Consider the following 19835-nt stretch of genomic DNA (forward strand, 5'->3'; position numbering starts at 1 on the left):
ACTTCCCCCTCCGGTCCTTCGGACCACCTCCCCCGCTGGGGGGAGGATTTACGGAACGTCAGATCTCGCCGATGGCCGACAGATACAGGTCGAGGATCGCGTCTTCTTCCTGGCGCTTTGCGCGGTCCTGCTTGCGGATGCGCACGACCTTCTTGAGCACCTTGACGTCGAAGCCGTTGCCCTTGGCCTCGGCGTAGACTTCCTTGATCTGCTCCATGATCTCGGCCTTCTCGACCTCGAGCCGCTCGACGCGGTCGATGATCGACTTCAGCTGGTTCTGGGCGGTCGAGTTGAGAACGTCGGCGTGGGGAATGGCGTCGTCGGCCATGCGGGCATCTCGCGGAAAGGCTGGAAATCGGAGGCGCGGAACCTAGTTCGAAGCCGCGCCCCTGGGAAGCGCGATTCAGCGCTCGTCCACGACCTTCCTCACCTTCCTTCCACCCGGGCCCGCGCCACTTCGGCCAGGGCCGCCAGGTCGAGGTTCTTGTCCTCGCCGCCCAACAGGCTCTCCAGGCTGGCCTCGGCCAAGTCCGCGAGCGGCATGGACAGCCCCTTGGCCTCGGCGGCGTCCAGCACCAGGCGCACATCCTTCAGGCCCAGCTCGGCGGCGAAGCCCGGCGGGCTGTAGCGGCGCTCGGCGATCATGGCGCCGTAGATCTTGTAGATCGGCGCGGCGAACAGGGTGCTCGACAGCATGTCCAGCAGCTCGGGCGCGGGGACGCCATAGGCCTCGCCCAGCGCCACGGCCTCGCCCATGCTCTCGATCGCCGAGACGATCATGAAGTTGCCGGCCAGCTTCAGGGCGTTGGCGCGCACCGGATCCTCGCCCAGCGGCCAGACCTTGGCGGCCAGCATCTCCAGCACCGGCATGGCGGTCGCCACCGCGTCCGGCGCGCCGGCGGCCAGGACGTTCAGCCCGCCCGCCTGGGCCACCGGCGGACGGCCGAACACCGGCGCGGCGACATAGCCGAGGTCCAGCTCGGCGTGCAGCGTGGCGAGGTCGCCGGCCAGGGCGGTCGAGATGGTGGCGAGGTTGACGTGCACCAGCCCCTTGCGGGCGCGGGCCAGGGCGCCGCTGTCGACCAGCACTTCGCGCATGGCCTGGTCGTGGGCCAGCATCGACAGCACGATATCGGCGGCGAAGGCCTGGTCGATGTCGGCGGCCGGCGTCGCGCCCTCGGCCGCCAGGTCGTCGACCACGGCGCGGGAGCGGTTCCACACCGTCACCTCGACGCCCTTGGCGAGCAGGTTGCGCACCATGGCCGCGCCCATGGCGCCCAGGCCGACAAATCCGACGTTCATGACGATCCTCCCGAATCCGGAGGTCAGAGCAGGCCGTGCCGCTCGACCGCGGCGCGCAGTCGCGCCGGATCCGTGAAGTGGTGCGTATGGAAGCCGATGTCCATGGCCGCGGCGATGTTGGTGGCGCTGTCGTCGATGAACAGCAGGTCGCCGGCCGCAAGGCCCGTCCGCTCCAGCACGATCTCGTAGATGCGGCGGTCGGGTTTGATCACCTTCTCGTCGCCCGAGACGATCGCATCGCGAAACAGGCCGAAGTGGGCGGGCGAGATCGCCTGCACCGCGGGCCACTTGCTCTGGGGCATGTTGGTCAGGGCGAACTGCGGCGTGTCGCGGGCGGCCAGGGCCTCGATGACGGCGGCGGTCTCGGGGATGGGGCCCGACAGCATCTCGTCGAACCGCTCGTCCCAGGCGCGGATCCGCGCCTCATGCTCGGGAAAGCGCGCGATCAGCGGCGCGGCGTTCTCGGCGAAGTCGACGCCCTTGTCGTGCTCGACATGCCAATCGGCGGTGCAGACATGCGAAAGGAACCGGTCGAGATCGGCCGGTTCCCTGAAGATCTTCGCGTACAGTGCGCGGGGATCCCAGCGCACGATGACATTGCCAACATCCCAGAGAACGGCTCTGGGACGTACGGCAGCCGTCATCAGCCCTGCTTGGCCTTGAAGCGCGGGTCGGTCTTGTTGATGATGTAGATGACGCCCTTGCGGCGGACCATCTTGCAGTCGCGGTGGCGACCCTTCAGCGACTTCAGCGAGCTACGAACCTTCATGACCGTCTCTGTCTGTACTCAGCGGAGAGGTTCGGGCGCGCACAAGATGACGGCCGGAACATCCGGGTGTTTCGGAGGCGGTGCGTATAAGCAGGACGGGCTCGCGAGTCAATGCGCTCCAAGGCTCTGACGCGCGTTTGAGGGAACTTCCCGGGCACCGCGCGCTTGTGGTTGAAGCTTTTGTTCGAACGCCGGTAGCTTCCTCGCATGGCCCTTGATCGTCGCGTCTTTCTGGTTCTGTTTCTCGCTGGCTGCGCGGAGACCTCGACCTACCGCCCCGCCCCCCTGCCGCACACCCCCGCGCCCCCGCAACAGGCCCAGCCGCCCGAGACGCCGCCGGCGACGCTCCCGCCCGCTCCGGCGGAGGAGTTGGCGTTCGACGCCTGGCTGAAGGATTTCCGCGGCCGGGCCATGGCGGCCGGGCTCTCGGCCGAACTGCTGGACCGCGAGCTTTCGGGCCTGACGCCCGATCCCAAGGTCATCAGCCTGGACGGCCGTCAGCCTGAATTCTCCAAGCCGATCGGGACCTATATCGCCGGCGTGGTCAGCGACGACCGCATCGCCATCGGTCGGGCCAAGCGCGAGCAGTTGGCCTATCTGCCGCAGATCGAGGCCCGCTACGGCGTGCCGCGCGACATCCTGCTGGCCGTCTGGGCCATGGAGTCGGCGTTCGGCCAGCTGCAGGGCCGGTTCGACGTCGTCCGCTCGATGGCCAGCCTGGCCGCCGACGGTCGCCGCCGCGCCTGGGCCGAGGGCGAGCTGATCGCCGCCCTGAAGATCATCGATTCCGGCGAGGTGACCCGCGACCAGCTGAAGGGCTCCTGGGCCGGCGCCATGGGCCAGACCCAGTTCATCCCCAGCAACTACCGCACGACGGCCGTCGACTTCGACGGCGACGGCAAGCGCGACATCTGGGGCTCGGACGCCGACTCCCTGGCCTCGGCCGCCAACCTGCTGGTCAAGGGCGGCTGGAAGCCCGGCGTGGGCTGGGCCAATGAGGTCATCCTGCCGGCCGGCTTCGACTATTCGCTGGCCGAGGGGCCGCGAGAGATTCCCGCCTGGTGGGAGGCCAAGGGCGTGCGCCGGGCCGACGGCCTGCCCTGGACGGCCGCCGACGCGGCCCAGCCGGCGGGGCTGATTCTTCCGGCGGGCGCGGCGGGTCCGGCCTTCCTGGCCCTGCCGAACCATTTCGCGATCCGCGCCTACAACAACTCGACCGCCTACGCCCTGGGCATCGGCCTGCTGGCCGACCGCTTCGCCGGAGGCGGACCGCTGGTCACGCCATGGCCGGTGGAGACGGCCTTGTCCTTGTCCGACCGCATGGCCGCCCAGATCGCCCTGGCGCGCGTCGGCTTCAGCCCGGGACCGGCGGACGGGGTGATCGGCGCGGGCACCCGCAAGGCCCTGCGCGCCTGGCAGCAGAGCCAGCAGCTGCCGGCCGACGGCTATCTGTCGAGCGACATGGTCGCCCGGCTCAAGGCCCAGGCGGGGATTAGCCCGTAGAAAAGCTCCCTCTCCCATAGGGAGAGGGTTGGGGTGAGGGGTTATAGCGCCCGACTGAGCGCCGCCACGCCGTCAAACCTCGCAACCTCTCACCCTCCCACCGCTACGCGGCGGGCCCCTCCCTCTCTCTATGAGAGAGGGGTTTAGGTACGCACCTCCATCCAGATCGACCGGCGCTCTCCGGGCTTCAACACCGCCATCCCCGTCTCGCCTTCGCCGAACGGGTTGGGGCGGCTGGCGCAGGGTTCGACGCACAGGAAGTCCTCGCCCGGCGGGACATAGACGTGCAGCCAGCGGCAGTCGGGCGAGGCGGTGACCACCGTGTCGGGGCCGCCAGGCGCGCGGAGCGTCGCCCGCTGGTCCCAGCCGGTATAGCAGTGGTCGATCAGCCCATGACCCTCGATCGGCGCGCCGGCCGCCCAATCGGCTTCCCAAGGTCCCGGATGGTGGAGAGTCGGCAGGACCTCGGTGTCGATCAGCCAGACGCCGTCGTTGGTCGCCGTCAGGGTCTCGCCCGGACGACGCGGGAAATAGGGATGGAAGCCCAGGCCCGCCGGCATCGCCTTCTCGCCGGTGTTGATGACCGTCAGCTCGGCCCGGAAGCTGGCCTCGCCGAGGACGAAGCGCTGCTCGGCGCGATAGGCCCAGGGCCAGGCGTCCGGCGCGTGATCATAGGACAGCAGCGCCTCGCCGCCGGCCGCCCGTTCGAGCGTCCAGGCCGCGCGCCAGCCTTGGCCGTGCAGAGGGTGCGGGTGACCAGCCAGGTTGGGCGGCAGGACGACGCTCCGTCCCTCGAACGCGAACCGGCCATGCGGGATGCGGTTGCAGAACGGGACCAGCGGGAAGCAGGCCGTGGCCAGGGCGTCGGTCACGCCCGGCGCCGCGGGCCGCAGCACGTCGCGGCCGGCCACCGTGAAGCTCGCCACCGCGCCGCCGACCTCGGGAACGAAACTCAGGCGGGCCTGGCCCTTTTCGATGGCGGTCATGCAAAGGCTCCGAAACACGCGTGAAGGCGCATCGGTAGGATCATTCGACCCTTGGGCCAAGTCCGATGGTAGCGCTCTCATGGTCTTGCGCCGGGCGCCCGCCCAAGCTCAATTGGGGCCATGGTCGAAACCCTCTCGGCGAAGGAAGCCCGGCGCATCGCCCTCGCGGCCCAGGGCTTCGGGCGTCCGCGCCCGGCCAAGCCCGGCAAGCGCCACCTGCTCACGACGATCGAGACCCTGGGCGTCGTCCAGATCGATTCCGTCAACGTCGTCTCGCGCTCGCACTACCTGCCGTTCTTCTCCCGCCTCGGACCCTACGACCGGACGACGCTGGAGGACCTCGCCTGGGGCCGGCGACCGGCCCTGGCCGAGTACTGGGCGCACGAGGCCTCTCTGACGCCGCTGTGGATCCATCCTCTGCTGCGCTGGCGGATGCAGGACGCGGCCGAGGGCGTCGGCGTCTGGAAGGGCGTGGCGTCGTTCCTGAACAGCCACGGCGACTTCATCGACCAGGCGCTCGACGCCGTGCGCCAGCGCGGCCCGCTGCCCGCCTCGGCGCTGGAGCTGGGCGCGCGCGGCGAAGGCGGCTGGTGGGGCTGGAGCGAGGCCAAACACGCGATGGAGTGCCTGTTCTGGACCGGCCGCCTGACCACCGCCACGCGGCGCGGCAGCTTCGAGCGGGTCTACGACCTGCCCGAGCGGGTGCTGCCGGCGGCGATTCTGAACACCCCGACACCCGACCGCGCCGAGGCCTGCCGGAGCCTGCTGGCCACCGCCGCCCGCGCCATGGGCGTGGCGACCGAGCGAGACCTGCGCGACTACTTCCGGCTCGGCCTGGCCGACGCCCGCCGGGGCGTGGCCGAACTGGTCGAGGACGGCGTCCTGACGCCGGTGAGCGTGAAGGGCTGGGATCAGCCCGCCTATCTCTGGCCCGAGACTCGCCGTCCGCGCGCGATCAAGGCCCAGGCCCTGCTCTCACCGTTCGACAACCTGATCTGGTTCCGCGAACGGACCGAGCGGCTGTTCGGCGTGCGGGTGCGGTTGGAGATCTACACCCCGGCCCACAAGCGCGAGCACGGCTATTACGTACTGCCGTTCCTGCAGAACGAGGCGATCACGGCCCGCGTCGACCTCAAGGCCGACCGCAAGGCTGGCCGCCTCATGGTGCTGGCCGCGCACGCCGAACCGGACGCCAATCCGCGCACGGCCGAACTTCTGGCCGACGAGCTCGAGACCATGGCGCGCTGGCTGGGCCTGGGCGGCGTCGAGGTGGGAGCCACCGGCGGCCTCGCGCCCGATCTGGCGGCGCTGACGCCCCCCACGGCGCGCCCTGGCCGCGACATTTCGCCACACGAAACCGAAACCTGACACGGCGGACCCGGCGCCGGCGAACCCGCAATGGGGCCAAAGCGCCACGAGCTTCGTCGTTTTCGCGCTCGGCGCGCCTCCCCCCGCCGCCGTCAGCCCCGGTCCGACCGCGTCGCGCGAAGTTTCGGCGTCTGCAACAAACGATCGTCTTTCGGCCCAAAAGATGGATATTGCTCCGCCTTCCAGGGGTGGTGATCGGACCGGGTGATCTCTTGAACGTGACGGGCGCGGACAAGGCCGCGCTGTTGATCCTGTATGCGGAAAAGCGGGCCAATCTGGTTCGTTTCTTCGCCGCGCGCCTGGGCTCCCGCGCCGAGGCCGAGGATCTCGTGCAGGATCTCTATCTGCGTCTGACCGCCATGGACGCGACCGCGCCGGTCGACAATCCGTCGGCCCTGCTGCACCGGATCGGTTCGAACCTGATGCTGGATCGCCTGCGCAGCCAGAAGCGGGCCGGCGTCCGCGACAGTGATTGGCGCGAGATCAACACTACCATACTGGCCGGCCACGAGGTCGCCGACGATCCCTCCGCCGACGAGGTGGTCGCCGCCCGCCAGCGCCTCAAGGCGCTCGTCGAGGCGGTCGACGACCTGCCGGAGAAGACCCGCCACGCCTTCCAGCTGCACAAGCTGGACGGCCTCAGCCACGCCGAGACCGCCCGCCGCATGGGCATCAGCGTCAGCACGGTGGAAAAGCACATCAGCGCCGCCTTAAAGACCCTGACGAGGCGACTGCGTTGATTTATGCACAGTCAGATGGAGGGCGGAGCATCGTCGCGACGTCGAATTCCAGGGGGATGATGGGTCCTCGTCGGAGCAACGCCGGATGAGCCGGTCAGCGCAGCATCTGCAAGAGGCGGCCGATTGGCTGACCCGACTGCAGCGGCCGGAGGTCGAAGAGACCGACTGGCTGGCGTTCGACGCCTGGCTTTCCGAGCCGGGCGCGCAGGAGGCGTATGACGCCATCCAGGCCGTCGACGAGGAGATCTTCCAGCGGGGTCCGGCCGTCCGGGGGGAATTGGCCGAACCCAGGCGCGTCGCGGCGAAGCGGATGTTCACGATCGACTGGCGTTGGCTGGGCGGTCTGGGCGTGGCCGCCGCCGCGACGGCCATCGCCATCGTCGTCGCGCCGTGGGGCGAGCTCGTCCCTCAGCCGGACACGCTCTACACCACCGCCAAGGGCGAGAACCGCGCCATCCAGCTGGCCGATGGCAGCCACATCGACCTGAACACCGACTCGCACCTGTCCGTCCGACTGGAAAAGGACGCGCGCCGCGTGACCGTCCACGAAGGCCAGGCCCTGTTCGACGTGGCCCACGACAGCGCCCGCCCGTTCCTGATCACCGCCGGCGACGAGACGGTGCGGGTGGTGGGCACCCGCTTCGACGTGCGCCGCCGCGACGGTCAGCTCAGCGTCACCGTGCTGCGCGGCCTGGTCGAGGTGTCGACCGACGGCCAGGACACGCCGATCCGCCTGCGCCCAGGCCAGATGCTGGAGCATGTCGAGGGCGCCTCGGACGTCTCGGTCCGCGCCGTCGCGGCCGAAGATCAGGTCGGCTGGCGCTCGGGCCGGCTGATCTATCGGGACCAGCCGCTGGGCCGGATCGTCAGCGACATGAACCACTACTTCGAGCGGCCGCTTCGCCTCGAAGGAGAAAATACCGCCAACCTTCGGTTTTCCGGCGTATTGATCGTGGATGGACAGGATGCGATGGTTCGCCGCCTGACCAGCCTGATGCCGATTTCGGCGAAGCCGACCGATGATGCCATTGTCCTGCGCGGAAGGCCGTCCGCTTCGAACTAGCGCGCGCCAGCGGGCCCGACCCTGAGACGGGCCCTTCTTCTTTTCGTGGCTGGCGCCTTGGGACTAGGCTTCAGCGGGCGCGGCGCAGCCGCCGCCGAAGCGCGAACGCGCCTGGACATCCGCAAGCCAACCGCCTCCGAGACCCTGATCGAGCTGGGCGTCCGCATGGGCGTGAGCCTCGGCGGCGTCGAGGCCTGCAAGGGTTCCGGCGCGCCGCTGGTCGGTCCCTTCACCCTCAAGGACGCGCTTGACCGGGCCATCGCCGGCAAGGGCTGCAGCTACGTCTTCGTCGACGCGCATACGATCCGGTTCTCGCCCGCCAGGGCCGCCCCCGCCCCTCGCCCGGCGGTGACGCTCCGCACGGCCGCCGTCGCGACGCCCGAGCCTGTCGCGCCGCTGGCCCCGCTGGTCATCACCGCCGGCAAGCGCCCGCCGCGCCTGGGCAGCCTGCCCGGCGGCGTCAGCATCATCGGCTCGCCGCAGTTGCAGGACACCGGCGTCGGGGAGACGGCGTCCGTCGCCCGGCAGACGGCCGGGTTCATCACCACCAACCTGGGCGCGGCGCGCAACAAGATCCTGCTGCGGGGCCTCTCGGACGGCACCTTCACCGGCCGCACCCAGTCGACGGTCGGCACCTATCTCGACGACGTGCCGGTCAACTACAACGCCCCCGATCCCGACCTGCGCCTGATCGACGTCACCCGGGTCGAGGTGCTGCGCGGTCCGCAGGGAGCCCTCTATGGCGGCGGGTCGCTGAGCGGCATCTACCGCATCGTCACCCACGCGCCGGAGTTGGGCGTCTATGGCGCCTCCGTCGGCGCGACCGTCGCCCAGACGGATTCGGGCTCGTCCAGCTATCGTTTCGAGGGCGTCGTCAACGTGCCGACCAGCCAGGGCTCGGCGCTGCGGGCGGCGATCTATCATGACGTCGACGGCGGCTATCTGGACGACGTGAACCTGCGCCTGTCCAATGTCGACCGGACCACGCGCCGCGGCGGCCGTGTCGCCTGGCGCGCCGACCTGGGCCAGTGGCAGGTCCGGCTGGGCGTGGCGGGCCAGAGCGTCTCGTCCAAGGACACCCAGTACGTCACCCTGGCCCCCGGCGGGCCACGCCGCGCCAACCAGGTGCGCGAGACCCACCGCAACCGCCTGGGCCAGACCTCCCTGAAGATCAGCGGCTCGGGCGACTGGGGCCGGTTCGAGTCGGTCACCGGCTATGTCGCCCACAGGTTCGCCAGCCGCTACGACGCGACCCTGTCCCTGACCCAGTTTTCCGAGGAAGCGATCGAGCTGGGCCTCTACGACGAAGCCTCCCGCGTGCGCATGGTCGTGGAGGACGCCCTCTACACCGGGCCCGAACGCGGTCGGCTGCGCTGGCTGGTGGGCCTGTTCACGGCCACCAGCATCGAGGAGAGCGACGCCGAGCTGCGCGCCCGCACCGGCGCCGTCACCCGCAGCTACTACGACGAGGATCGCAAGGACCGGCTGAACGAATACGCCCTGTATGGCGAGGCCACCTACGACCTCGGCGCGGGCTGGAAGGTCGCCCTGGGCGGACGGACGTTCCGGACCACGGTCCACACGCGTTCCTATGTCCTGGCGCCATCGCCAGGCGTCTCGCGCGACATGGACCGGACCGCCTCGTTCAGCGGCGTCTCGCCCAAGCTCTCGGTGCAGCGCGACCTGGCCGGCGGCGGGCTGATCTACGCCCTGACCTCCGAGGGCTATCGCGCCGGCGGCTTCAATTCCGGCGGCCTGGTGACGCCCAACGAAACCCGCCGCACCTTCCGTCCCGACCACCTGCGCAACTACGAGATCGGCGCGACTCTGAATCCGTTCGGAGGCCGGATGAACCTGCGGGCGGCGCTGTTCTACGACAACTGGCGCAACATCCAGACCGACCAGTACTTCGCCTCGGGCCTGTCCTACACCGCCAATATCGGCGACGGTCGCAACCGCGGCGTGGAGATCGAGGCCGCCTGGCGGGCCACCTCCCACCTGACGGTCAGCGGCAACGCCCTGTTCAACGAGCCCAAGCTGACCCGCATCGCGCCCGGCTACGGCATCAGCGACAGCGCCAGTCTGCCCGGCGTCCCCGACGTCTCGTTCGGCAGCCTCGTCACCTATCAGCGCCCGATCACCGCCGCCGCCTCTCTGATGCTGACGGCCGAGACCGGCTACATCGGCCGCTCGCGCCTGACCTTCGACCCGCGCTACTCGCCGTCGATGGGGGGCTACTACACCGGCAAGCTGTCGGCCCAGGTGATGACCGACCGCTGGCGCGCGGCCCTGTTCGTCAGCAACCCGTGGAACAGCTCCAGCGACACCTTCGCCTATGGCAACCCGTTCAGTTTCGGCCAGGTCCGCCAGGTGACGCCGCAGCGCCCGCGCACCTGGAGCCTGGCCCTGTCGGCCAATTTCTGAGCGCGGCCTTGTTGCAAAGCTTACACATTTCCTGAGCCCGGGACGGGGGGCCGCCTTCCCTGGCGGCGTCATCACCTCGAGGGCGATCGCGGGGCGTGGTCGCTCGATCAGGGATTCGAGTGATGACGAAGCTTTCGGCGCTGGTCTGCGCGCACAACGAAGAGCAACGCTTGCCCGCCTGCCTGGCGGCTCTGTCGTTCTGCGACGAGATCGTGGTGGTCGCCGACCGCTGCAGCGACGGCACCGAGGCCGTGGCCCGCCAGTACGGCGCCCGCGTCGTCTCGGGCATCTTTCCGATCGAAGGGCCCCGCAAGCACGCGGGCCTGGCCCGCTGCTCCGGCGACTGGATCCTGGAGCTGGACGCCGACGAGGGCGTCACCCCGGCCTTCGCGCGGGAAGTGCGCGAGACCATCGCGCGCGCCGACGCCGCCGACTGGTACCAGATTCCGATCGACAACTATGTCGGCGAGCAACTGGTCCGCCATGGCTGGGGCGGCTCCTTCGGCACCTCCTCGGCCGCGCGCCTGTTCCGTCGCGACGTCAAGTCGTGGAAGTCCGAGCGCGTGCACCCCGGCGCCAAGCTGGAGGGCACGTACGGCGGCCGTCTGACCCAGCCCCTGCGACACATGGTGGACGAGGACATCGGCGACATGCTCGCCCGTCTCTCGCGCTATACCGCCCTGCGCGCCCAGGACCTGGCCGACAGCGGCAAGATCAAGGGACTGGCCGACGACACCTTCCGAGGCCTCCGTCGGTTCTTCAAATGCTACGTCTCGCGCAAGGGCTATCGCGAGGGCGACCTGGGCTTCCTGATCTCGCTGATGGCGGCGCTCTATCCAATCCTCTCGAACCTGCGGGCCCGCGAGATCCTGCGCAACCGCGCCCGCGGAGCCGAGGTTTCCAGCCCCGCGCCGGCCGCCCTGCCGCTGCGCCGCGTCGAGGCCGCCGGCCAGTAGGTCCTCGCCGCCGATGCCGCCCTCAGCGCCTCTCGTCTTTCGCCTGATCCTGGACCAGGAGCTCCGGCGCTGGGCCCGGGCAGGCCGCGCGCCCGTCCTGTGGTGGCGCGACGACGACGCGCGCGCGCCGACCGAGGCGCTGGAGCGATTGCTGGACCTCTCGCGCCGTCACGACGCGCCGCTGACCCTGGCGGCGATCGCCGGCCCTCATCTGCCGGCGCTGGTCCGCCGCCTGGAGGGCGAGCCAGGCGCCGAGATCGCGGTTCATGGGTTCACGCACGTCAATCGCCAGCCGCCGGGCCGAGCCTATGGCGAGGTCGTCGCCGAAGACGACGTCGCGTGGGTGCGAGCCCAACTTCGGGCGGCGGTGATGACGTTTCATCGCGCCGGCGCCCAGCCGACGCTGTTCGTGCCGCCATGGAACAACCTGGCGCCGCAGATGCTGGAGGCCCTGGCCGACTCGCCGATCCGCGCCGTCTCGGCCTTCGAGCAGCCCATGGGGACGCATGAGGGGCTCTTCCGCCTGGACGCCCACCTCGACGTTCTGCGCTGGAAGGGCGGCGGCCGGTTCCGGGGAAGCTGGCGGTTCCTGTCGCGGCTACGCCGTATGATGGCCGAGCGCCGCGCCTCGGGCCGATGGAACGAGCCGATCGGCCTCCTGACCCATCACCTGGATCACGATCGCGCCACGTGGCGGTTCCTGGAACAATTCCTGGCGGTGTTTCCGGTCCGCGCCCGTCGGGACCTGGCGAACGCCAAGCTCCGCGAGCCCACGGCCCTCAGCGCCTGAACAGGCTCTAGAGCATTTTTCGAGCGAAGTGGTCCCGGTTCGCGTGAAGAAAAATGCGCTAAACAAAAGACTAGAGCTCACGGCCGACGCAGTCAGGTCGTGAAATGCTCTAGGCCAGTTCCGGACGGTCGCGCAAGCACTCGCCGATGGCGCGGGCGCAGCCCGGGATGCCCAGGGCGCCCACGAACGACATGGCTACGGCGCAGACCAGCATGATCGGTTGGAAGATGCGCATTGGGAATCTCCACGCGGCGTTCGTCGGTGGCACTGTGCCGGAACTGTAAGACGGAACCTTGACGATTGTTCCGGGCGCGAACGGAAAAATTCAGAACGCGGCTTTTTTGCCGCGCGCGCCGCCCAGAGCGTAGGCCGTGCGGGCCGCCTCGATCCGGCCGAGCTTGGCGTATAGCGCGCCCCAGTCGTCGGCCTCCGCGATCGGCGCCCACAGCGCCTCGACCTCATCGATCAGCAGTTCCTCGGGCTCGGGACGCTGGAAGATCGGATCGGCCAGGCGCTCTGGACGATCGGGCTCGTAGCCGCCCAGATGGGCGCGGAACGTCCCGAAAGCCTCGGTGTCGTAGAGCGCCGCGCGTGGGCCGGCCAGGGCCCGCGCCTCCGAGGCCTCGCCGCCGAACCAGTCGAAGAAGAAGGGCTCCCAGCGCAACGCCTCGCCGCCCTCGGCCAAGGCGCGGAAGGCGGCGTTGACCAGCTCGACGTCCTGCTCGGCCCCCCGGCTCGCAACGCCCAGACGGTCCAACATGGCTTCGCGCAAGGCCGTCCTATAGGCGTCCGAAAAGCCGTTCAGCGCCGAGAGCAGCCCGGCCTGCTCGCCGACCAGGGTCAGGCAGGCGGCCAGCTGCTGCAGGTTCCAGAACACCGTCTCCGGCTGGCGGCCGAAGCTGTAGAGGCCCGACTGGTCGAAATAGGCGGCCACGAAGTTCGGATCGTTGCGCGGCAGGAAGCGCCAGGGGCCGTAGTCGAAGCTCTCGCCGGTCACGACCATGTTGTCGGTGTTCAGCACGCCGTGCACGAAGCCGGCGGCCATCCAGCGCGCCAACAGGCGGGCGCTGGCCCCGACCACCGCCTCCAGCAGCGCCGCCGGACGATCGGGCGCGTCGGCCAGATGCGGGTAGTAGGTCTCGACCACGTGGTCGACCAGGACGCCGATCAGGTCGCGGCGGTCGAAATAGGCCAGGCGCTGGAACGTGCCGAAGCGGATGTGGCTGTGCGATAGCCGGGTCAGCACCGCCGAGCGGGTCGGGCTGGGCTCGTCTCCCCGGGTCAAGGCCTCGCCGGTCTCGACAAGGGAGAAGGCCCGCGAAGTCGGGACGCCCAGGGCTTCCAGCTGGCTGGCCGCCAGGATCTCGCGCACCCCGCCCTTCAGGGTCAGGCGACCATCGCCCGCGCGCGACCACGGCGTCTGGCCCGAGCCCTTGGTGGCCAGGTCCAGCAGGCGGCCGCTTCCGGCCTCGCGCAGCTGGGCGAACAGGAAGCCGCGCCCGTCTCCGAGGTCGGGGTTGTAAACCCGGAACTGATGACCGTGGTAGCGCATGGCCAAGGGAACGGACTGATTGTCGGGCAAGGGCGTAAAGCGCCCGAAGTGCGCGAGCCATTCGGCCTCGCCCAAACCGTCCAGCCCCACCGACGACGCGGCGCGATCGTTCCGGAAGCGGAGGATCGTCTGGGGAAAGTCAGCCGCCTCGACGGGATCGGCGAAATCGCGGCCCAGGAGCTGAAAGCGCGGGTCGGGGCGATAGGGGGGCGCAAGAGGCATGGTCGCCAGATGAGCCCGGGCCGGCGACCATGCAACCCCCGTTCGAATTTTGATAACGCTCAAAGAACGCTGTCGCTTCCCGGCAACAGAACGCGCCAGAACCTTTCACGACAAGGGATTTTGCTTGCCGAGACGGGGGTCGGCGCCTAACCCTTGGCCATCCATTCGAACAATCGTTCGATCGGAACAACGAAAAACAAGCCGGGGGCGGGCAAGCGTTCTCGGCCAACGAACCGAGGTAGGAAATGCGCTTCACCCAGGTGCTTTGCGGCACTGCGTCCGCTGTTGTCCTCGCCGGTCTTGGCGCCTCGAGCGCCGCCCAGGCTCAGACGAGCGACACTCAAACCGTCGACAGCATCATCGTCACCGCCCAGAAACGGGAACAGAACCTGCAGGATGTGCCGGTGGTGGTCACCGCCGTCGGCGCCAAGCTGCTGCAGGACACGGGCGTCAAGGACATCAAGGACCTGACGATCCTGACCCCCGGCCTGACCGTGACCTCGACCTCGTCGGAAGCCTCGACCACCGCCCGCGTGCGCGGCGTCGGCACCGTCGGCGACAACCCCGGCCTGGAAAGCTCGGTCGGCGTCGTCATCGACGGCGTCTATCGCCCCCGTAACGGCGTCGGCTTCGGCGACCTGGGCGAAATGGAGCGCATCGAGGTGCTGAAGGGGCCGCAAGGCACCCTGTTCGGCAAGAACACCTCGGCCGGCGTCATCAACGTGGTCACCAAGGAGCCCGAGTTCGGGTTCGGCGCCAACGGCGAGCTGACCTTCGGCAACTACGGCGCCAAGGGCGCGTCGGCCTCGGTCACCGGCCCGTTGTACGAAGACAAGCTGGCTGGCCGCCTCTATGTCGCCGCCCGCAAGCGCGACGGCTACAATGACGTGATCAACGGCAAGGGTCCGTCCGATCGCGACCAGGACGCCGACCAGAACTTCTACACCGTCCGCGGCCAGCTGCTGTTCGTGCCCGACGACCGGGCCACGTTCCGCGTGATCGCCGACTACAGCCGCCGCGACGAGAACTGCTGCGGCGCCGTGCAGATCCGCACCGGCCCCACGGCCGGCATCCTGGCCCTGGTCTCGGGCCAGGCGACGCCTCTGGCGATGACGGCCGATCCGTTCAACCGCGTGGCCTATTCCAACCGCGGCGCGCCGGCCAAGATCGAGGACAAGGGCGTTTCGCTGCAGGGCGACATCGACTTCGACTGGGGCACGCTGACCAGCATCTCGGCCATCCGCAACTGGCGCACCGACAACGGTCAGGACGCCGATTTCTCGACCGCCGACCTGGTCTATCGCAACAAGGATGGCACCAACTATTCGGAGTTCCGCACCTATACCCAGGAACTGCGACTGGCCGGCAAGACCGACAAGTTCGACTGGCTGTTCGGCGCCTTCCTGGCCGACGAGCGCCTGGCGACCCGCGCCAACTTCCTGTTCGGCAATGACTACGAGCAGTACCTGGGCCGGCTGCTGTCGCGCTCGGCCGCCAATCCGGCGGGCCTGGCCAACTTCGTCGGCCTGCTGCTGAACCGCGCGCCGAACACCTCGTTCGTGGGCGGCAAGGGCCTGCTCGACCGCTACGACCAGCGCGCCACCACGATCGCGCTGTTCACCAACGACACCTGGCACGTGACCGACGCGTTCGAGATCACCGCCGGCCTGCGCTACACGTCGGAAGAAAAGAAGCTCGACACCTTCCAGACCAACACCGACGGCGGGATCGCCTGCGGCACGGCCCTGTCGCCCGCCGGTCAGGCCCGCATCGCCAGCATCGTCGGCGCGGCGGCCACCCCGACCATCATCGGCAACCTCTGCCTGCCCTGGGCCAACCCGCTGTTCAACGGTCGCGGCACCCACCAGACGCGGTCGGACAAGGAATGGAGCGGCACGCTCAAGGCCTCGTACCGCTTCTCGCCGGAGGTCTTCACCTACGCCTCGTTCGCCCGCGGCTACAAGGGCGGCGGCTACAACCTGGACCGCACCCAGTCGTCGAACGGCCTGCCCTCGGGCACGTCGGGCGTGACGCCGATCTACGACACCTCGTTCCCGGCGGAATTCGTCGACAGCTACGAGCTCGGCATCAAGAACACCCTGTTCAACCGCACGGTGCTCTTCAACGTCAGCGGCTTCTATCAGAAGTTCACCGACTTCCAGCTGAACACCTTCCTGGGCACCTCGTTCGTGGTCCGCTCGATCCCGGAAGTGAAGTCCAAGGGCGTCGACGCCGACTTCCTGTGGTTCACCCCGATCCATGGCCTGATGGTCCAGAGCGGCTTCACCTACGCCCTGACCAAGTACGGCGACCAGCCGATCCCGAACGACCCGGGCAACGCCCTGGCCCTGCTGCCGGGCAGCCGCATGTCCCTGGCGCCGAAGTACTCGGCCTCGGGCTCGTTGACCTACGAGACCCCGGTCGGCGACAACCTGAAGGCCCGCTTCAACATCGGCGCCAAGTACTCGTCCGCCTACAACACGGGCTCGGACCTGTTCCCGCCGAAGGTGCAGAAGGCCTTCACCGTCGTGAACGGCCGTGTGGCCCTGGGCTCGGCCGACGATCGCTGGACCGTCGAACTGTGGGGCCAGAACCTGTTCAACGAGAAGTACTATCAGGTCGCCTTCAACGGCACCCTGCAGGGCTCCTCGGGCCTGTCGGCGACGCAGCCCACCTACAACGCGGCGCTGGACACCATCACCTACAACGCGTTCCTCGGCGCGCCGCGCACCTACGGCGTGACCCTGCGATCCAAGTTCTAACTGGGAGGGGGAACCGGCGAAGCCCGCAAGGCCTCGCCGGCTTTCAGAAGAGGGGAAGGGCGATCCGGCGTCGGGTCGCCCTTTTCCGTTTCCGCTTTTCAATTTCAGCTTTTCCACTTCGGGGGGTTTCGGATCCGGGCGCATCACCTCAGCATGGCGCGGGGGTATTCGTTCGAGCCGGGAGACCACGCCCATGAAGACGGTCCGCTTCCTCGCGATCTGGATCTGCCTCGTGATCGGCCTGGCCTTGGGCGCCTGGAGCCTGCGCCCGCCCGCCCCGGTCTCCGCCGCCGCCCCGCCCGCCGCGTTCTCGGCCGAGCGGGCCATGGCCGACGTGACCGCCATCGCCCAGGCCCCGCACCCGACCGGCTCGGCCCAGATCGCCAAGGTGCGCGACCACCTGCTGGCTCGGATCGGCGAACTGGGCCTCGAGGTCTCCGTGCGCCCCGGCGAGGGCTTCCGCGCCGGCGGCGAGGACGGCCGCGCGCTAACCGTGGCCTCGGTCCAGAACCTGGTCGGCGTCCTGCCCGGAACCGATCGCGACCTGCCGGCCATTCTGGTCATGAGCCACTATGACTCGGTCCCCAACTCGCCGGGCGCCGCCGACGACGCGGCCGGCGTCGCCGCGGCGCTGGAGATCGCCCGGGCGCTGAAAGCCGGCGGCCCTCGCCTGCGCGACGTCATCTTCCTGTTCACCGACGCCGAGGAGCCGGGCCTGCTGGGCGCGGACGCCTTCTTCGCCCGCGACCCGACGCTGGAGCGCGTTGGCCTGGTGGTGAACATGGAAGCGCGCGGCGACGCCGGACGGGCGGCCATGTTCCAGACCGGTCCGGGCAACGGCGCGCTGATCGGAGTCTTCGCCCGATCGGCCAAGGGCCCGTCGGCCAATTCGCTGGCCTCGGCGGTCTATGAGCGGATGCCGAACGACACCGACTTCACCCACGCGGTGAAGCGCGGCCTGCCCGGGCTGAACCTGGCGTTCATCGACGACCAGCTGGCCTATCACACGCCCCTGGCCCGGCCCGATCATCTGGAGCGCGGAAGCCTGCAGCATGTCGGCGACCAGGCCCTGCCGACCATCCGCGCCCTGGCCGACGCCGCGCAGCTGCCGGCCAAGACGCCCAACGCCATCTATTCCGACGTGCTGGGCCTGTTCATGGTCAGCTATCCGCCGGTCGCCGGCTGGGCGCTATTGGGCCTGGCCGCGGCGCTGATCCTGTTCACCGCCTGGCGCACCCTGAGCCTGGGCGCGGCCAGCGGCTGGGAGATCGCCCGCGGCGCGGCGGGCCTGCTGCTGCTGGCGACCACCGCGGCCCTCGTGCTGCACCTGGCCGGCCGCCTGCTGGCGATCGGCGACGGGCAAAGGCTCTACGGCCTGCTGCCGCGCTTCGACTGGCTGCTATGGGGCGCGGGCCTGCTGGCGATCGCCGCCGGCCTCGCCGTGGCCACGGCCCTGGCGCGCGGCGCCGGCCGGATCATCCCCTGCGTGGTCGCCCTGACCCTGGGCGGCGCGTGCAGCCTGATCGGAGGCTTCGATCCGGTCGGCCTGGGCCTGGGGATCGGCGCCGCCGTGCTGGCCGCCCTGGCCCTGGGCTTCAAGACCGAGGCGCTGGGCGTCTGGATCGGCGGACTGATCGTGCTGCTGGCGCTGGCCACCGCCGCCCAGGTCACCGTCCCCGGCGCCACGGTGATGCTGACCTGGCCGCTGCTGATCGCGGCCCTGGGCGCGGCCCTGGTCATCGGCGTCGGCGGGACGCGGGACAAGCGCGTGGCCATGGCCCTGACGCTGGCGGTCGGCGTCCTGGCGGCGCTGTCGCTGGCCCAGCTGACCGCCTGGGGCGCGTGGACCTTCGCCGGCGTCGGCCTGATGGAGCCGGCGATCCTGGCCTTGTTCGCCATGCTGGCCGCCCCGGCCCTGTCGCCGCTGACCCACGACTTCGCCGCCACCCGCTGGGCCTGGCGCGCGGCCACCGTGCTCGCCCTGGCCGGCGGAGGCCTGATCGCCGCCGCCGGCCAGCTGGGCGGCGACGCCGAGCGGCCGGCGGCGACCCGCGCCCTGCACGTGGCCGACCTCTCGACCGGCAAGGCTTGGCGCGTGGCCGACCAGCCGCGCCTGGACGCCTGGACCAAGGCCGCCCTGCCCGACGACGGCGGCTCGTCCCCGGCCAAGCAGACCCTGCCGCCGTTCTGGAGCCAGCCGACCTGGATGTCCGAGACCCGGCCCGCGCCGGTCGAGGCGCCGCAACTGACCGTCGACCGCGCCGACGACCGCCTGCTGGTGCGCCTGATCCCGGCCCCGGGCGCGGAGCTGGTCAGCATCCGCCTGCGCCCCAGCGCCCCGCTCAGCCAGCCGCGCCTCAACGGCCGGCCGATCGATCTCGAGACCCAGGCCGGCGAGTGGTCGAGCCTGACCTACCACGCGCCCGATCCGAACGGCGTCACCCTCAGCTTCACGACCCAGGGTTCCGGCAAGGTCGAGGTCGCGGCGCTGGAATATCACGACGGCTGGCCGACCCTGGCCAAGGCCCCGCCGCCCAAGCCGGCCGGGCTGATGGCCTTTGGCATGTCGGACAAGACCGCGGTGCTGGTGCGGGGCGGGATGGGGTGGTGAGATTCGGCTAGCCGCCTTTACGGCTTCGCCACCCGCAAAACATCCCGCCTCCCCAGGCCTCGTGCCTGGGGCCCATCGGTCAGCCGGCGCCGCTTCCGACCAGCGCTCGCCCACGCTGGCGGAGCCCCGCTCTTCATCGCGCCGCCAGGCCGCACCATGGGTCCCTCGCCACAAGGGCGAGGAAGGCGGCGTTTAGAGATGGCTTTGGCTTGGCCCGGCGGTCAGGGCCTCAGACCCCGAACACCCCGTCCCCCGGTTCCTTCGCGTACAGCGCCGCCACCCGGTCGGCGCGCCGCTCCAGAGTCGCGCGCTGGTTGACGTAGCCCTTGTCGGTGATTTCGCCCGCGTCGATCGAGGGCGGTTCGGTCAGGATGGTGAAGCGCGCCACCCGCCGCGAGGAGCCGCCGGCCCCGGCGTTGAAGGCCGAGAGCCGCGCTCCCACGATCGCCACCAGCTTGTCCAGCGGCGTCCCCGGCCCCGGATCGGCGACCAGGGCCGCGAGGCCCGCCGGCGAAGGCCACAGCATGGCGCCGATGAACGGCTTGTCCTGGCCGGTGATCACCGCGTCCTGGATGTAGGGGCTGCAGGCGGCGACGATGTCGGGCCGCAGCACCCCGACGCTGACCCAGGTGCCGGTATCCAGCTTGAAGTCCTCGGTCACCCGGCCGTCGAACACCAGGCCCTTGGCCGGATCGTCCGGATCGACGAAGCGCGCCGCGTCGCCCAGCCGGTAGAAGCCCTCCTCGTCGAAGGCCGCCGCCGTCTTCTCCGGGTCCTTGTGGTAGCC

Annotated in this window: 16 protein-coding genes and 1 pseudogene; 9 read left to right on the forward strand and 8 right to left on the reverse strand. The window is 69.9% G+C overall.

Going from position 1 to position 19835, the window contains the following annotated elements; translation table 11 throughout:
- Positions 1-58: 58 nt before the first annotated feature.
- The 4 genes from VJ655_RS04655 to ykgO all read right to left on the reverse strand — a co-directional run bounded on the left by VJ655_RS04655 (position 59) and on the right by ykgO (position 2071).
- The gene (locus VJ655_RS04655) at positions 59-328 is read right to left on the reverse strand and encodes a DUF2312 domain-containing protein (RefSeq protein ID WP_324109900.1); all 270 of its coding nucleotides are present in this window, start codon (positions 326-328) and stop codon (positions 59-61) included.
- A 98-nt stretch (positions 329-426) separates the two neighbouring features.
- Positions 427-1302, reverse strand: coding sequence for an NAD(P)-dependent oxidoreductase (locus tag VJ655_RS04660; protein ID WP_324109901.1), 876 nt, complete (start codon positions 1300-1302; stop codon positions 427-429).
- Between the two features lie 23 nt (positions 1303-1325).
- Positions 1326-1946, reverse strand: coding sequence for an HAD family phosphatase (locus tag VJ655_RS04665; RefSeq protein ID WP_324109902.1), 621 nt, complete (start codon positions 1944-1946; stop codon positions 1326-1328).
- Positions 1946-2071, reverse strand: a complete 126-nt coding sequence (ykgO, locus tag VJ655_RS04670; protein ID WP_004616427.1) for a type B 50S ribosomal protein L36 — start codon at positions 2069-2071, stop codon at positions 1946-1948. Before ykgO ends, VJ655_RS04665 begins: the two co-directional genes overlap by 1 nt.
- A 207-nt stretch (positions 2072-2278) precedes the next feature.
- Between ykgO and VJ655_RS04675 the strand changes: the two genes are divergently transcribed.
- A complete protein-coding gene (locus VJ655_RS04675; RefSeq protein ID WP_324109903.1) occupies positions 2279-3574 on the forward strand; it encodes a lytic murein transglycosylase in 1296 nt (431 codons plus the stop codon).
- Between the two features lie 143 nt (positions 3575-3717).
- Here the strand turns inward: VJ655_RS04675 and VJ655_RS04680 are convergent, their stop codons facing one another.
- On the reverse strand, positions 3718-4560 hold the full coding sequence (locus VJ655_RS04680; protein WP_324109904.1) for an aldose 1-epimerase: 843 nt from the start codon (positions 4558-4560) through the stop codon (positions 3718-3720).
- Positions 4561-4680: 120 nt separating this feature from the next.
- Between VJ655_RS04680 and VJ655_RS04685 the strand changes: the two genes are divergently transcribed.
- The 6 genes from VJ655_RS04685 (at position 4681) to VJ655_RS04710 (ending at position 11901) form a co-directional block, all read left to right on the forward strand.
- Positions 4681-5928 carry a winged helix-turn-helix domain-containing protein gene (locus VJ655_RS04685; protein ID WP_324109905.1) on the forward strand — a complete coding sequence of 416 codons (1248 nt, stop codon included), beginning with the start codon at positions 4681-4683 and terminating at the stop codon, positions 5926-5928.
- A gap of 170 nt (positions 5929-6098) precedes the next feature.
- Positions 6099-6668 carry an RNA polymerase sigma factor gene (locus VJ655_RS04690; RefSeq protein WP_324109906.1) on the forward strand — a complete coding sequence of 190 codons (570 nt, stop codon included), beginning with the start codon at positions 6099-6101 and terminating at the stop codon, positions 6666-6668.
- Positions 6669-6753: 85 nt separating this feature from the next.
- Positions 6754-7731 carry a FecR family protein gene (locus tag VJ655_RS04695; protein ID WP_324109907.1) on the forward strand — a complete coding sequence of 326 codons (978 nt, stop codon included), beginning with the start codon at positions 6754-6756 and terminating at the stop codon, positions 7729-7731.
- 45 nt (positions 7732-7776) lie between these two features.
- On the forward strand, positions 7777-10155 hold the full coding sequence (locus VJ655_RS04700) for a TonB-dependent receptor (RefSeq protein WP_324109908.1): 2379 nt from the start codon (positions 7777-7779) through the stop codon (positions 10153-10155).
- A gap of 122 nt (positions 10156-10277) precedes the next feature.
- Positions 10278-11111, forward strand: coding sequence for a glycosyltransferase family 2 protein (locus VJ655_RS04705; protein WP_324109909.1), 834 nt, complete (start codon positions 10278-10280; stop codon positions 11109-11111).
- 13 nt (positions 11112-11124) lie between these two features.
- On the forward strand, positions 11125-11901 hold the full coding sequence (locus VJ655_RS04710; protein ID WP_324109910.1) for a polysaccharide deacetylase family protein: 777 nt from the start codon (positions 11125-11127) through the stop codon (positions 11899-11901).
- Positions 11902-12010: 109 nt separating this feature from the next.
- Here VJ655_RS04710 and VJ655_RS04715 read toward each other — a convergent pair whose 3' ends face one another.
- Both VJ655_RS04715 and VJ655_RS04720 read right to left on the reverse strand, forming a co-directional pair.
- Complete coding sequence (locus VJ655_RS04715) at positions 12011-12136, reverse strand: hypothetical protein (RefSeq protein ID WP_099581400.1); 126 nt, start codon at positions 12134-12136, stop codon at positions 12011-12013.
- Between the two features lie 90 nt (positions 12137-12226).
- Positions 12227-13675: a protein adenylyltransferase SelO gene (locus VJ655_RS04720; protein ID WP_422653152.1), complete on the reverse strand. Its 1449-nt coding sequence runs from the start codon at positions 13673-13675 to the stop codon at positions 12227-12229.
- A 245-nt stretch (positions 13676-13920) separates the two neighbouring features.
- On the opposite strand from VJ655_RS04720, the gene VJ655_RS04725 reads away from it, so the two are divergent.
- Positions 13921-16437 carry a TonB-dependent receptor gene (locus tag VJ655_RS04725; RefSeq protein ID WP_324109911.1) on the forward strand — a complete coding sequence of 839 codons (2517 nt, stop codon included), beginning with the start codon at positions 13921-13923 and terminating at the stop codon, positions 16435-16437.
- A gap of 193 nt (positions 16438-16630) precedes the next feature.
- Entirely contained in the window at positions 16631-19048 is a 2418-nt protein-coding gene (locus VJ655_RS04730) for a M20/M25/M40 family metallo-hydrolase (RefSeq protein ID WP_324109912.1), read from the forward strand.
- Between the two features lie 229 nt (positions 19049-19277).
- On the opposite strand, the pseudogene VJ655_RS04735 reads toward VJ655_RS04730, so the two are convergent.
- Positions 19278-19835, reverse strand: a pseudogene (locus VJ655_RS04735) (acyl-CoA synthetase); the annotation flags it as partial.

The organism is Caulobacter sp. (genome assembly GCF_035254145.1).
GTDB lineage: Bacteria > Pseudomonadota > Alphaproteobacteria > Caulobacterales > Caulobacteraceae > Caulobacter.